The organism is Vibrio kasasachensis (genome assembly GCF_050337565.1).
Lineage (GTDB): Bacteria > Pseudomonadota > Gammaproteobacteria > Enterobacterales > Vibrionaceae > Vibrio > Vibrio kasasachensis.
The window spans coordinates 55066-70083 of record NZ_JAKJTB010000008.1; the positions used below are offsets into that span (position 1 = coordinate 55066).

Consider the following 15018-nt stretch of genomic DNA (forward strand, 5'->3'; position numbering starts at 1 on the left):
CTGTTCTCTTCAATTGGCATTGCTGGTTGGCGAAGCTGACGACTTCCAAATAACTTTTTTCTTAAATCACACACATTTCGTCACATATTCCGGGGTGCTGGGCAGAAGCTTGGTCGGAGTTATGGGAAGTGTGGAGGCCTAACCCCATAGAGGATTTTAAAATGGCAACTGTATCAATGCGCGATATGCTTAAAGCTGGTGTTCACTTCGGTCACCAAACTCGTTACTGGAACCCAAAAATGAAGCCATTCATCTTTGGTGCTCGTAACCGCGTTCATATCATCAACCTAGAACAAACTGTACCAATGTTCAACGACGCTCTAGCTGAACTAGCTAAAGTTGGCGAGAAGAAAGGTAAAGTTCTATTCGTAGGTACTAAGCGCGCTGCATCTGAAGCTGTTAAAGAAGCTGCAATCGCAAGCAACCAGTACTATGTTAACAACCGCTGGTTAGGCGGCATGCTAACAAACTACAAAACTGTTCGTCAGTCTATCAAGCGTCTAAAAGAACTTGAAGCGCAAGCTCAAGACGGTACTTTTGATAAACTAACTAAGAAAGAAGCTCTAATGCGTACTCGTGAAATGGAGAAGCTAGAGAAATCTCTTGGTGGTATCAAAAACATGAGTGGTCTACCTGACGCTCTATTCGTTATCGATGCTGATCACGAACACATTGCGATTAAAGAAGCAAACAACCTAGGTATTCCAGTATACGCTGTGGTAGATACTAACTCTAACCCAGATGGCGTAGACTACATCATCCCAGGTAACGACGACGCGATCCGCGCAGTTCAGCTATACCTAAACGCTGCAGCTTCTGCTGTAACTGAAGGTCGCAACAAAGACGTTGTAGTAGCTGCTGAAAAAGACGGTTTCGTAGAAGCTGAATAATTCCGGCTCCGAGTCATACTTGGTCTATATGCAACCAAATTGTCGTATGGATTAAGTGATAGTTATCAACAGGGGCCGACAATGTAGGCCCCTGTTTTTTACCTTATTTCGAATCAACCGAGGAAGACAGAATGGCAACCGTAACTGCTGCTCTAGTTAAAGAACTTCGCGAGCGCACTAGCGCTGGCATGATGGAATGTAAGAAAGCGCTTGTAGAAGCAAACGCTGACATCGAACTAGCAATTGAAAATATGCGTAAATCTGGTGCAGCGAAAGCAGCTAAAAAAGCTGGTAACGTTGCAGCTGAAGGCGCAATCATCATTAAAGAAGAAAACGGCGTAGCTGCTCTTCTTGAAGTTAACTGTCAAACTGACTTTGTAGCAAAAGATGCTAGCTTCGCTGCATTTGCAGCAGAAGTAGCAGTAGAAGCACTAGCTTCTAAAGCATCTGTTGAAGAGCTACAAGCTAAGTTTGAAGATGCTCGCGTTGCACTAGTTGCTAAAATCGGCGAAAACATCAACATCCGTCGCGTTCAATACGTTGAAGGTACTGCAATTGCTTCTTACCGTCACGGTGAGAAAATCGGTGTTGTAGTTGCTGGTGAAGGCGAAGCTGAAACTCTTAAGCACGTTGCAATGCACGTTGCTGCATCTCGTCCTGAGTTTGTTAACCCAGAAGACGTACCTGCTGAAGTTGTTGCTAAAGAGAAAGAAGTTCAAGTTGAAATCGCTATGAACGAAGGCAAACCTCAAGAGATCGCAGAGAAAATGGTTGTTGGCCGTATGAAGAAATTCACGGGCGAAATCTCTCTAACTGGTCAAGCTTTCATCATGGAGCCTAAGAAAACTGTAGGCGAAATGCTAAAAGAGAAAGGTGCTTCTGTTGTTAACTTCGTACGTCTAGAAGTTGGTGAAGGCATCGAGAAAGCTGCAGAAATGAGCTTTGCTGATGAAGTAGCTGCGGTACAAAAGGCTTAATCCTTAGATACCTGCGAATTATTAGACCGTAGCCATGGCTGCGGTCTTTTTATGACTAGAATCTACGTGTTAATGGTGATGAATAGATATTAGACAGAGGAACAACCTATTAGATTAGCGTTGTATCAGTTTAGTATCGATTCATGACTGTTAATCCATAACTCTCTTTTTGGAAGGTAAAATCCATGACTACGAACCCTAAACCAGCGTATCAACGTATCCTGTTAAAATTGAGCGGCGAAGCTCTTCAAGGCTCAGAAGGTTTTGGTATTGATCCTGCGATTCTTGAGCGTATGGCTCAAGAGGTAAAAGAGCTGGTAGAGCTAGGTGTTCAAGTTGGTGTTGTAATTGGTGGTGGTAACCTATTTCGCGGTGCTGGTCTTGCTGAAGCAGGCATGAACCGAGTAGTGGGCGATCATATGGGCATGCTAGCGACTGTTATGAATGGTCTAGCAATGCGTGACGCACTGCATCGTGCTTACGTAAATGCTCGCGTAATGTCTGCGATTCCACTTAAAGGCGTGTGTGATGATTACAACTGGGCTGATGCGATTCGTGAACTTCGTCAAGGTCGTGTAGTGATCTTCTCAGCCGGTACTGGCAACCCATTCTTTACCACTGATTCAGCAGCATGTCTACGCGGTATTGAGATTGAAGCTGATGTAGTTCTAAAAGCGACAAAAGTTGATGGTGTATTTACTGCAGACCCTGTAGCAAACCCAGACGCAGAGCTGTATGATAAACTGACTTACGCTGAGATTCTTGATAAAGAACTAAAAGTGATGGATTTAGCGGCATTTACACTTGCTCGCGACCACAAAATGCCAATCCGCGTATTCAATATGAACAAACCAGGTGCATTACGTCGCGTGGTAATGGGTGAAGCTGAAGGTACTTTAATTACCGATAAAGCTTAATCTGAGCAGTTGCTGTTCGGAAAAAGCGGTAACTTACCGAATAGCCCTGTTAGAATTTCTCTGAGAAAGAAGAATTATTAAGGTGAAACCGTGATTAACGAAATCAAAAAAGACGCGCAAGAGCGCATGGAAAAAAGTGTTGAAGCACTAAAGAGCAACCTTTCTAAAATTCGCACGGGTCGTGCACATCCAAGTTTGCTCTCTGGTCTATCTGTAGAATATTACGGTGCGCCAACGCCTCTTAACCAAGTGGCAAACGTTGTAGCTGAAGACGCTCGTACACTTGCTATCACAGTATTCGACCGTGAGTTAACTCAGAAAGTTGAAAAAGCGATTTTGCAATCTGACCTAGGTTTAAATCCTATGTCTGCAGGTACTATTATTCGAGTTCCACTTCCACCACTAACGGAAGAACGCCGTAAAGATCTCGTTAAGATTGTACGTGGTGAAGCGGAAGGTGCCCGTGTTGCAGTGCGTAACATTCGTCGTGACGCGAACGGTGATCTGAAAGGTTTATTGAAAGACAAAGAGATTTCTGAAGACGAAGATCGTAAAGGTCAAGATGAAATTCAAAAACTAACAGATATTGCAGTTAAGAATGTCGATGACGTGCTTGCTGCAAAAGAAAAAGAGTTGATGGAAGTTTAATTATTCAACCTTCTTCAAAAAAAAGCACTGTGCTCACCGCGCAGTGCTTTTTTATGCTACCCTTTGACCCCTGCTAGTAATTTTTAAACCTCTATGCAAAATTCACAACTCTCACCTGAACAGCTTCCCAAGCATATTGCCATCATAATGGACGGCAATGGTCGTTGGGCAAAAGCGCAAGGCAAGCCAAGAGTCTTCGGACATAAAAATGGCGTTGTCGCAGTTAGAAAAACGATTTCTACCGCTGCCCGCTTAGGTATTAAAGCTGTTACCTTGTTTGCTTTTAGTAGCGAAAATTGGCGCCGCCCCGAAGAAGAGGTTGGAGTGCTAATGGAGCTGTTTATTACTGTGTTATCGACAGAAGTAAAGAAGCTACATAAAAATGGTCTGCGCCTTCGAGTTATCGGCGATACAGGACGATTTAGCGAAAGACTACAAAAAAAAATCGCTCAAGCTGAAGCGTTGACTGCGGGCAATGGTGGTATGGTGATCAATATTGCGGCTAACTATGGCGGCAAGTGGGACATCACAGAAGCGACCAAACAAATTGCGCTGCAAGTACAACGAGGTGAACTCTCTATCGACGACATCAACGAAACCTTGATAACTCAGCATTTGACAATGGCTGATTTGCCAGCCGTCGATCTGTTGATTCGTACTAGTGGCGAGTGCCGTATTAGTAATTTCATGCTTTGGCAATTAGCCTATGCTGAGATTTATTTTACCCCAGTTTATTGGCCAGCATTTAATGAGGATAGCTTAGTAGAAGCTGTCTCGTGGTTTATAGAGCGTGAACGTCGCTTCGGTTGCACTGGCGAGCAAGTTAGAGCATTAATGGAATGCCAATAAGGACTCAAGTTTGAAACAACGAATTATCACCGCACTTATCCTTGCTCCATTAGTGATTTTGGCTATTTTTAAGCTTTCTCTACCCCTTTTTATCGCCTTGATTGCTTTGGTTACTGTTGTTGGTTTCTGGGAGTGGACGCAATTCGTTCAACTTAATTCCCGCATCGCAACTTTGTTGCCAGGCATTGTTGTTACTGGTTTGAGTTTTGCCTTAGTTCCATTTGATGCATTTAGCCTAAATCATCTATCCACAAGTCATTATGCAATTCTAGCGATCGGCTTTCTTTGGTGGATTTTCTCTAGCGCATTGGCAATCACTTATCCTAAATCTGCTTCACTTTGGCAACACTCTAAATTTCTTCGTCACCTGTTTGGTATTCTTACACTGCTGCCATTTCTATGGAGCATTATCATGCTGCGCGCAGAAGACGTGGCGCTAGATCCCTATCATGGTTCCAAACTGGTGCTTTATGTTTGTTTCATTGTTTGGGCAGCAGATAGTGGCGCATACTTTGTTGGAAAAAGCATGGGGAAACGCAAAATGGCACCTCATGTTAGCCCGAACAAAACCATTGAAGGTTTGGTCGGTGGGCTGATTACCGCATTGCTAGTTGGGTGGGGAGCAACCCAATGGTTTGATATAGAGTTTGCTAGCGTTCCAGCCTTCATTGCTATCACTTTGGCGACAGTGGTTATCTCCGTACTAGGTGACTTGGTTGAAAGTATGTTCAAACGAGTATCGGGAATTAAGGACAGTAGCAATATTATTCCTGGACACGGTGGCGTACTTGATCGTATTGACAGTTTAACGGCCGCTTTTCCTGTATTTGCTCTTCTTTATTTCTTATTCTCTTAAGTAGAGCGAGATTTTACTCGCTCTCTTAACTATCGGTCTCTAGCTATGCGTAAATTAACAATTTTGGGTGCAACAGGTTCCATCGGGGCGAGCACTCTAAAAGTTATTGAAAACAATCCAGAACAGTTCCGAGTTGTTGCTTTAGCTGCCGGGAAGAATTCGGATAAGATGCTTCAGCTTTGCCTTAAGTGGCAGCCAGATTACGCTGTAATGGCCGATGAGCAGGCTGCCAAACACTTAGCTGAGCAGTTGCGCTCGTTAGGCTTAAGAACGAAGGTTATGGCTGGCGTAGAAGCGATGTGTGAGATCGCGTCATTCGATGAAGTTGATACTGTGATGGCGGCAATTGTCGGCGCAGCAGGGCTGATGCCAACGATGGCGGCAGTGAAAGCGGGAAAACGAGTTTTATTAGCCAATAAAGAAGCATTGGTGATGTCTGGTCAGTTATTTGTTGATGCCGTAAAGCAAAGTGGCGCCGAGTTACTGCCAGTCGATAGTGAACACAACGCGATATTTCAATGTTTGCCAAGTGAAATTCAAACTAATTTAGGTCATTGCGATCTTAGCCAGCATGGCATTGAGCACATTTTATTGACAGGTTCCGGTGGTCCATTTCGCTACAGTAACTTAGACGACTTAGAGCGGGTTACTCCCGAGCAGGCAATCGCACATCCCAATTGGTCGATGGGACCTAAAATTTCAGTCGACTCCGCGACTATGATGAATAAAGGGCTTGAGTACATTGAAGCGAAGTGGTTGTTTAATGCTACTCGTGAGCAAATGAAGGTCTTAATTCACCCGCAATCGGTTATACACTCAATGGTGCAATACAAAGATGGCTCCACTTTAGCGCAGATTGGGGAGCCTGATATGGCTACACCTATTGCACTCACACTCTCTTATCCAGAGCGTGTCACTGCCGGTGTAAAAGCTTTAGATTTTACCCAAGTTGGTGAGCTGACTTTTTTACAACCAGACTTTCAGCGATACCCATGCTTAAAATTGGCGATTGATGCTTGTTATATTGGTCAGCATGCCACTACGGCATTGAATGCTGCTAACGAAATTGCAGTTGAAGCGTTTTTAAATCGAGAGATCCCGTTCACACATATTGCACGCGTCAATAATTGGGTGACGGAACGGATTTGTTCGATGAATGCACAGCTAAAATGTGATAGCTTGGAAAGTATTTTGGAGGTCGATAGAATGGCACGTTCTTTAGCGACAAACTTTATCTGTGGACGTAGAGCATGAGCGGCATATTGTGGGATTTTGTCTCATTTATCGTAGCCTTAGGTATTTTGGTTACGGTGCATGAGTTTGGACATTTTTGGGTCGCTCGTCGCTGTGGCGTTAAAGTTGAGCGCTTTTCTATCGGTTTTGGTAAATCGATCTGGCGTAAAGTCGGCAAAGATGGCACTGAGTACACCATATCAATAATCCCTTTGGGCGGTTACGTGAAAATGCTTGATGGGCGGGTTGATGATGTCCCTCAAGAAATGCTGCAACATGCTTTCGATAGAAAACCTCTCTGGCAGCGAACATCAATTGTGGCTGCTGGACCCATTTTTAACTTTTTGTTTGCGATATTTGCTTATTGGCTGGTGTTCCTTATTGGCGTTCCTGCCGTTAAGCCTGTTGTAGGTCCAGTTGTGCCTTATTCTATAGCCGCGCAAGCCGGATTAGAATCTGGTATGGAACTAAAAGCGATTTCGGGCGTCAAAACCGCGGATTGGGAATCAGTCAATATGAGGTTGGTCTCCCACATTGGTGAAGATACTTTGACGATGTCAGTGGTACCGCCTGATAGTATTGAAGGTGAACGTCTGGTTCGCCTTGATATTTCGAATTGGCAATTTGATCCAGAGAATCAATCACCAATGTCAGCTTTAGGGTTTAGACCTTATACACCTGAAATATCTCTGACGTTGCAGGCGATTACTGAAGGTAGTGCTGGTGATATTGCCGGTCTACTGGCTGGTGATAAACTGCTCGCGATTAATGACCAAGAACTTCAAGAATGGCAACAATTGGTAGAGTTGGTTCGCAGTCATCCTAATCGTTCGCTTAGCGTCGATTTATTGCGTGAGGGAGCTGAGTTGAATGTTACGCTGATTCCTCAAAGTAAAGAATTGAATGATGGTACAACGATCGGTTTTGCCGGAATCGCACCAGAAGTCGCAGAATGGCCGGAAAATTATCGATTCGACCTGCAATTTGGTGTATTTGAATCTATCGGTAAAGCGGTAGATAAAACTGGTCAAATTATTGACCTGACCATGGTCATGCTTAAAAAGCTGATTGTCGGTGATGTTGGTTTAAATAACTTAAGCGGTCCGATAACCATTGCGAAAGGTGCAGGCACAACTGCTGATTATGGTTTAGTGTACTTTTTAGGTTTTTTGGCATTAATTAGCGTGAATTTAGGAATTATTAACCTAGTTCCATTACCGATGCTTGACGGTGGACATCTATTGTTTTTTGCAATCGAAGCAATAATTCGACGCCCAGTACCAGAAAAAATACAGGAAATGGGTTACCGATTCGGTGGTGTAATATTATTTTCCCTTATGGCCGTAGCGATTTTTAACGACTTTGCACGCTTATAACGTGGATGATGGTTGTAGTAAGGAATAACTAAAAAAAATATGGCGATGAAAAAAATTCTGTTGGCAACAATTTTGGCGACCAGCGTATCAGCTCACGGGGCTGAAAACTTTGTAGTGCAAGATATTCAAATCGAAGGTTTGCAACGTGTTGCTTTAGGTGCAGCTCTGTTAAAAATGCCAATACGTATTGGCGATTCGATTAGCAACCAAGATGTTGCAGAAATCATTCGAGCGCTTTATTCAACCGGAAACTTTGAAGACGTTAAAGTTTCACGTGATGATAATATTTTGGTTGTTCAGGTTACTGAGCGCCCAACTATCTCGACTATCTCATTTTCTGGTAACAGCGCGATTAAAGATGAGCAATTGCAGCAAAACTTGGATGCGTCTGGTATCCGAGTTGGCGAGGCGTTAGACCGCACCACCTTGTCAAATATTGAAAAGGGTCTAGAAGATTTTTACTACAGCGTTGGTAAATATAACGCAACAGTACAAGCGGTTATTACACCGCTACCTCGTAACCGTACCGACTTGAAGTTCGTGTTTACAGAAGGTGTGTCGGCTAAGATTCAGCAGATTAACTTTATCGGTAATAAAATTTTCTCAGACGATGACTTAATGTCGAGATTTAATCTTAATGCCAACGTTTCTTGGTGGAATTTCTTATCTGACGATAAATACCAGAAACAAGTACTTGCCGGTGATATTGAAGCCCTTCGCTCATACTACCTTGATCGCGGTTACTTGAAATTCCAAGTGACCTCGACACAAGTTGCTATCTCTCCAGATAAGAAAGGTGTGTATATCACCCTAAATATAACGGAAGGTGAGCAATACACGGTTGATCAAGTTAAGTTTCGTGGTGATTTGATCGGTAAAGAAGCTGACTTTGATAGTTTAGTGACGTTTGAACCGGGTGAAGTTTATAAAGGCTCAGCGGTTACGTCGTTGGAAGAAGGGGTTAAGCGTGTTCTTGGCGAAGCTGGTTATGCCTACCCACAAGTACGTACGATTCCTGAATTTAACGAAGAGACTAAGCAAGTTTCATTGGTCGTCAATGTTGAGCCGGGTAAACGGGTTTATGTCCGTGATATTCGCTTTGTAGGGAATAATGCTACTAAAGACGAAGTTTTACGTCGCGAAATGCGTCAGATGGAAGGTAGCTGGTTGAACTCGAAAGCTATTGATACCAGTAAAGGTCGTCTAAACCGCTTAGGTTTCTTTGAGACTGTCGACGTACAAACGGTTCGAGTGCCAGGCAGCGAAGATCAGGTTGATTTGGTTTACCGGGTGAAAGAAGCAAACTCGGGTAGCGTTAACTTTGGTGTTGGCTACGGAACTGAATCTGGTATTAGTTTTCAGGTTGGTTTGCAGCAAGATAACTTTGCTGGTACTGGTAACCGAGTTGGTATTAACGCCATGATGAACGATTACCAAAAAAACCTGACATTGGAGTATCGTGACCCATACTGGAACCTTGATGGCGTCAGTCTTGGTGGTAAAGTTTTCTTCAATACTTTTGAAGCCTCAGAAGCCGGTATTGTTGACTATACCAACGAAAGCTATGGTACGAATCTAACCTGGGGTTTCCCATTTGATGAGCTCAACCGTTTTGAATTTGGTTTAGGCTATACGCATAATAAGATTGGCGATGCGGATGATTCCTATGAGCATATTGCTAGATTTATGCAAAGTATAGGGGTGGAGCCAGGAGATGATATTATTACCAATGATTTTGATATCAATCTTGCTTGGACGCGTAACAACCTCAACAAGGGATATTTCCCAACAGCCGGTAGTCACCAACGTGCTTCATACATGATGACAGTGCCAGGCTCAGATGCTAAGTACTTTAAATTGCAATACGATGTGCGTAATTACACCCCGTTGACCAAAAAACATGATTTCTCGCTATTGATGCGTGGTCGTTTAGGCTATGGTAATGGTTACGGCAAAACGGATGGTAATGACAACCTATTCCCATTCTATGAAAACTACTACGCGGGTGGTTTTACCAGCTTACGTGGTTTTGCTTCAAATAGCGTCGGTCCTCGAGCGGTACAAGTTAATCGCTCTGGTAGTTGTGGCAACAACGGCTGTGCGACCGCGACGGATGATTCTGTGGGTGGTAATGCTGTGGCCCTTGCGAGCTTAGAGCTTATTTTCCCAGCACCATTTGTGTCAGAGGAAGTACGTAGCCAAATACGTACGAGTACCTTTATTGACGCAGCAAGTGTGTGGGACACAGAATTTGTTGCCCGTGATGGAATCGAAGATTATTCAGACCCAGGCAATTATCGCTCCTCTTACGGTGTAGCGCTGCAGTGGATATCGCCAATGGGACCATTGGTATTTTCGGTAGCGAAACCTCTTGAAAGTAAAGAAGGTGATGATGAAGAATTCTTCACTTTCACTATCGGCAGAACCTTCTAAATTAAAGGAATTTACAGTGAACAAAACAATTAAAGCGGCTGGTCTTGGTCTTTTGGTAATGACATCTTCTCTTTTTGCTAATGCAGCAGAAGCCGCTCAGAAAATTGGCTACGTTAATACAGCGCAAGTATTTCAAGAGCTCCCTCAGCGTGAAGCTGTGCTGCAGCAGATGCAGAAAGAATTTAAAGATAAAGCTGACGAGCTAAAAGCTATTCAAGCTGAAGCAAAAATTAAGATTGAAAAGCTCAAGCGTGATGGTGAGCTACTTGGCCAAGAAGAAGTTGAAAAACTTCGTATTGAGATCGGTCAACTAGATAGTAAATACAAAATTAAAGGACAAGCGCTTGAGCAAGCGTCGGCACGTCGTGAAGCTCAGGAAAAAGCAAAACTTTTCCAAATTATTCAAAAAGCAGTAAAAGAAGTGGCTGAGAAGCAAGGCTACGATATGGTTATTGATATCACGGCACTGCAATACTCAAAAGCAGAGTACAACATCTCAGAAGACGTAATTAACGCACTAAAATAATACTCTATGAAGACATTAACTTTAGCCGAATTGGCAATGATTACCGGGGGCGAGCTACATGGTGACGCCTCAGCAACAGTAACCATGGTAGCACCGATGGATAAAGCGCAGAAAGGTCACGTGACTTTTCTGTCAAATCCAAAGTATGCAAAGCATTTAGCTCAGTGCCAAGCAACCGTTGTAATGGTAAAAGCAGCCCAGCTTGAGCTGTGTAAAGGAAATACTCTAGTCGTCAATGATCCTTACGTGGCTTTTGCGAAAGTAGCACAAGCACTGGATACCACACCTAAAGCGGCTAATGGCATTGCGCCTTCAGCTGTCATTGCTGAAAGTGCCGTACTGGGTGAAAATGTATCTGTGGGTGCGAATGCGGTTATCGAAGACGGGGTAGAACTCGGCGACAATGTGATTATCGGTGCTGGTTGTTTTATTGGTAAACAGACCAAAATTGGTAATGATACGCAGTTGTGGGCAAATGTCAGCGTTTACCATAATGTCGAGATTGGGCAAGCATGTCTTGTGCAGTCAAATACTGTTATCGGTAGCGATGGGTTCGGCTATGCTAATGAGAAAGGCGAGTGGATTAAAATCCCGCAGTTAGGCTCTGTTCGCATTGGTGATCGTGTGGAAATCGGCTCAGGTACGACGATTGACCGTGGTGCGTTGGATGATACCGTTATTGCAGATAACGTGATTATCGATAACCAGATTCAAATCGCTCATAACGTAGAGATTGGATATGGTACAGCGATGGCTGGTGGTACCGTTGTTGCTGGTAGCACTAAAATCGGTAAATACTGTATTATAGGTGGTGCATGCGTGATCAATGGTCATATTGAAATTGTTGATGGTGTCACGATTACCGGCATGGGTATGGTCATGCGCAGTATTGAAGATAAAGGTATGTATTCATCCGGTATTCCTTTGCAGTCAAATAAAGAGTGGCGTAAAACGGCAACTCGAGTGCACCGAATCGATGAGATGAATAAACGCTTAAAAGCTGTAGAGAAACAGCTGGAAGAAAAAGCGGAATCGTAGTTCCGCGACTTCGAAGAAGACTCGCAAAGGGCGGGTCTTTTTTGTCTATATACCGAGTAAGTATCGTTGTACATAGCATCGATAGTTTACTTGGGTATAATGCCTGCCAGAAAATGAATTAAGCATTCACTATAGGAATATGACTTTGACTACTGACAAGAAAACGATGAACATTACTGAGATTCAGGCATTGTTACCTCATCGCTACCCATTCTTATTAATTGATCGAGTGACAGATTATCAAGAAGCAAAATATCTCACCGCAATTAAAAACGTCTCTGTGAATGAACCTCAATTTACTGGTCATTTTCCGCAACTTCCTGTACTACCTGGTGTCCTAATTCTTGAAGCTATGGCGCAAGCGACTGGCTTGCTAGCGTTTAAATCATTTGGTGAACCATCAGGTAATGAGTTGTACTATTTTGCTAGCGTAGACAACGCAAAGTTTCGTAAACCAGTCACACCTGGTGATCAACTGGTTATCGAAGTTGAGTTTATTAAAGAGCGCCGCGGCATTGCTGCATTTACTTGTAAAGCGAAAGTCGATGGTGAGGTGGTTTGTTCTGCAGACCTGAAATGTGCTCGTAGAGAGTTTTAATCTATGATTCATGAAACAGCTCAAATCCACCCAGCATCGGTGGTAGAAGATGGCGCTAAAATTGGCGCTAACGTCGTTGTCGGTCCATTTACTTACATCACATCAAATGTTGAGATAGGTGACGGTACTGAAATCATGTCGCATGTTGTGATTAAAGGTCACACGAAAATAGGTAAAGACAACCGTATTTTCCCGCATGCGGTGATCGGTGAAGAAAACCAAGATAAGAAATACGGTGGTGAAGACACAACAGTTGTTGTTGGTGATCGTAATGTGATTCGTGAAGCTGTCCAAATTCATCGTGGCACAACACAAGACAAAGCAACCACAGTGATTGGCAATGACAATTTACTATGCGTGAATGCACACGTCGCACATGATGTTATTGTTGGCAACCATACACACATTGGTAACAACGCCATTCTCGGTGGGCATGTGACTGTAGGTGATCATGCTGGTGTTATGGCACTTTCTGCCATTCATCCGTTCTGCACTGTCGGCGAATATGCTTATATTGGTGGCTGCTCGGCAGTCGTACAAGATGTGCTTCCTTATGTATTAGCGCAAGGTAACCATGCCACACCGTTTGGTTTAAATCTTGTAGGCTTAAAGCGTAATGGTTTTGAAAAGCCAGAATTACGAGCTTTGCAAAAAGCTTATAAAGAGATTTACCGATCGGGCAAAACGCTAGAAGAAGTAAAACCTATTTTGGTTGAAATGGCACAAGAGTGGGCATCAATTGAGCCAATGCTTAAGATGCTTCAATCCACAGAACGTGGCATTATTCGCTAAACAATTGAGCACTTTAAGAATAAAAAGATCGCAGTGCCAAACTGCGATCTTTTTTGTGTTTTAAAGCTGGGGAAATTTGACGATGGAAAGACCGCTTAGAATTGGTATTGTTGCTGGAGAATTATCTGGTGATATATTAGGCGAAGGATTTATTAAGGCGATTAAGCAGCGTTATCCCAATGCTGAGTTTGTCGGTATTGGTGGTCCTAAAATGATAGCTCAAGGCTGCGACTCTCTTTTCGATATGGAAGAGTTATCGGTTATGGGGCTAGTGGAAGTGCTTGGTCGTCTGCCTAGGCTTTTGAAAGTCAAAGCGGAATTAGTTAAATTTTTCACTGATAATCCACCGGATGTTTTTGTCGGTATTGATGCGCCTGATTTCAATTTACGCCTTGAACTCGATCTGAAAAAATCCGGTATTAAAACGGTACATTACGTGAGTCCTTCTGTATGGGCTTGGCGCCAAAAACGTATTTTTGGCATCGAAGCGGCGACCAATTTGGTGTTGGCTTTCTTACCATTTGAAAAGGCTTTTTACGATAAATATAACGTGCCATGTGAATTTATTGGTCATACTTTGGCGGATGCGATCCCTCTTGAATCAGCAAAAGCCCCAGCGCGTGAATTACTTGGTTTAGAACAGAATAAGCGCTGGCTTGCTGTTCTTCCTGGAAGCAGAGGAAGTGAGCTTAAAATGTTGGCTGAGCCTTTTATTAAGGCTTGTAAACAACTTCATGCCAAGCATCCCGACTTAGGTTTTGTTGTGGCTGTGGTCAATCAAAAGCGCCGCGAACAATTTGAAATGGCTTGGCTACAACACGCACCAGAATTAAAGTTTGTATTAGTTGATGACACAGCAAAGAATGTCATCACAGCAGCCGATGTTGTCATGCTTGCTTCAGGGACTGTGGCACTTGAATGTATGTTGGTTAAGCGTCCAATGGTAGTCGGCTACAAAGTGAATGCCTTGACCGCATTCATAGCGAGTCGGATGGTAAAAACTAAGTACGTTTCGCTGCCTAATATCTTGGCTGATGAAGAATTGGTGAAAGAGTACCTACTTAAAGACTGCACGGCAGATAATCTTGCGTCAGAAGTGGATCGTTTGTTGGGCGATCAAGGTGACAAGATGGTGGAGAAATTTACTGAAATGCACCATTGGATCCGTAAAGATGCCGATCACCAAGCTGCGAGCGCGGTGTTAGATTTAATTGGAATGAGCAAAGAAGCATGACTACAGAAAAAAAAGAACTGCCGCCATTTGAATACCCTCAGGGTTACCAGCTCATTGCTGGGGTTGATGAGGTAGGGCGTGGTCCTTTGGTGGGCGATGTCGTGACAGCGGCGGTAATTTTAGATCCGAATAATCCGATTGAAGGTTTGAACGATTCAAAAAAACTAAGTGAGAAAAAGCGTTTGGCTTTGTTGCCAGAAATCAAAGAGAAAGCGTTAGCGTGGGCAATAGGGCGTTGTTCGCCAGAAGAAATAGATCAGCTGAATATATTGCAAGCGACGATGGTGGCAATGCAGCGAGCGATCGCAGGCTTAAACATACAGCCTGATTTGGCTTTGATTGATGGCAATCGTACTCCGGAACTGCCAATGGATGCAGTTGCGGTAGTTAAAGGCGATTTGCGAGTCGCAGAGATCAGTGCCGCTTCTATTGTTGCCAAAGTTGTACGCGATCAAGAAATGGAAGAGCTAGATAAGCAATATCCTCAGTTTGGCTTTGCTAAGCACAAAGGTTATCCAACTAAAGCTCATTTTGACGCCATCGATCAGCATGGCGTGATTGAGCAACATCGTAAAAGCTTCAGACCAGTGAAAAAAGCACTCGGACTCGAAGATTAATCGCGTAGAATAGACAGTCAGCGCCAAAGCCGGA

15 protein-coding genes are annotated in these 15018 nt (G+C 43.5%); all 15 read left to right on the forward strand.

Annotated elements, in window-relative coordinates; genetic code table 11:
- Nucleotides 1-161: 161 nt before the first annotated feature.
- Entirely contained in the window at nt 162-890 is a 729-nt protein-coding gene (gene rpsB / locus L4C38_RS00570; RefSeq protein WP_428795588.1) for a 30S ribosomal protein S2, read from the forward strand.
- A 131-nt stretch (nt 891-1021) separates the two neighbouring features.
- Nucleotides 1022-1867 carry a translation elongation factor Ts gene (gene tsf, locus L4C38_RS00575; RefSeq protein WP_428795589.1) on the forward strand — a complete coding sequence of 282 codons (846 nt, stop codon included), beginning with the start codon at nt 1022-1024 and terminating at the stop codon, nt 1865-1867.
- Nucleotides 1868-2052: 185 nt separating this feature from the next.
- The gene (pyrH, locus tag L4C38_RS00580; RefSeq protein WP_428795590.1) at nt 2053-2784 is read left to right on the forward strand and encodes a UMP kinase; all 732 of its coding nucleotides are present in this window, start codon (nt 2053-2055) and stop codon (nt 2782-2784) included.
- 90 nt (nt 2785-2874) lie between these two features.
- Nucleotides 2875-3432 (forward strand): ribosome recycling factor, encoded by a 558-nt coding sequence (frr, locus tag L4C38_RS00585; protein ID WP_428795591.1) that lies wholly within the window; start codon nt 2875-2877, stop codon nt 3430-3432.
- Between the two features lie 93 nt (nt 3433-3525).
- On the forward strand, nt 3526-4281 hold the full coding sequence (gene uppS, locus L4C38_RS00590; RefSeq protein WP_428795592.1) for a polyprenyl diphosphate synthase: 756 nt from the start codon (nt 3526-3528) through the stop codon (nt 4279-4281).
- Between the two features lie 10 nt (nt 4282-4291).
- The gene (locus tag L4C38_RS00595; RefSeq protein WP_428795593.1) at nt 4292-5137 is read left to right on the forward strand and encodes a phosphatidate cytidylyltransferase; all 846 of its coding nucleotides are present in this window, start codon (nt 4292-4294) and stop codon (nt 5135-5137) included.
- Nucleotides 5138-5182: 45 nt separating this feature from the next.
- Complete coding sequence (ispC, locus tag L4C38_RS00600) at nt 5183-6391, forward strand: 1-deoxy-D-xylulose-5-phosphate reductoisomerase (protein WP_428795594.1); 1209 nt, start codon at nt 5183-5185, stop codon at nt 6389-6391.
- Entirely contained in the window at nt 6388-7746 is a 1359-nt protein-coding gene (rseP, locus tag L4C38_RS00605) for a sigma E protease regulator RseP (protein ID WP_428795595.1), read from the forward strand. The genes ispC and rseP overlap by 4 nt, the downstream gene beginning before the upstream one ends.
- A gap of 39 nt (nt 7747-7785) precedes the next feature.
- Nucleotides 7786-10179 carry an outer membrane protein assembly factor BamA gene (bamA, locus tag L4C38_RS00610; protein ID WP_428795596.1) on the forward strand — a complete coding sequence of 798 codons (2394 nt, stop codon included), beginning with the start codon at nt 7786-7788 and terminating at the stop codon, nt 10177-10179.
- 16 nt (nt 10180-10195) lie between these two features.
- Complete coding sequence (locus L4C38_RS00615) at nt 10196-10705, forward strand: OmpH family outer membrane protein (protein ID WP_428795597.1); 510 nt, start codon at nt 10196-10198, stop codon at nt 10703-10705.
- A 6-nt stretch (nt 10706-10711) separates the two neighbouring features.
- A complete protein-coding gene (gene lpxD / locus L4C38_RS00620) occupies nt 10712-11743 on the forward strand; it encodes a UDP-3-O-(3-hydroxymyristoyl)glucosamine N-acyltransferase (protein ID WP_428795598.1) in 1032 nt (343 codons plus the stop codon).
- Between the two features lie 145 nt (nt 11744-11888).
- Nucleotides 11889-12341, forward strand: coding sequence for a 3-hydroxyacyl-ACP dehydratase FabZ (gene fabZ, locus L4C38_RS00625; RefSeq protein ID WP_428795599.1), 453 nt, complete (start codon nt 11889-11891; stop codon nt 12339-12341).
- A gap of 3 nt (nt 12342-12344) precedes the next feature.
- Entirely contained in the window at nt 12345-13133 is a 789-nt protein-coding gene (gene lpxA / locus L4C38_RS00630; RefSeq protein ID WP_428795600.1) for an acyl-ACP--UDP-N-acetylglucosamine O-acyltransferase, read from the forward strand.
- Nucleotides 13134-13215: 82 nt separating this feature from the next.
- The gene (lpxB, locus tag L4C38_RS00635) at nt 13216-14367 is read left to right on the forward strand and encodes a lipid-A-disaccharide synthase (protein WP_428795601.1); all 1152 of its coding nucleotides are present in this window, start codon (nt 13216-13218) and stop codon (nt 14365-14367) included.
- Entirely contained in the window at nt 14364-14984 is a 621-nt protein-coding gene (rnhB, locus tag L4C38_RS00640) for a ribonuclease HII (RefSeq protein ID WP_428795602.1), read from the forward strand. The genes lpxB and rnhB overlap by 4 nt, the downstream gene beginning before the upstream one ends.
- Nucleotides 14985-15018 lie beyond the last annotated feature (34 nt).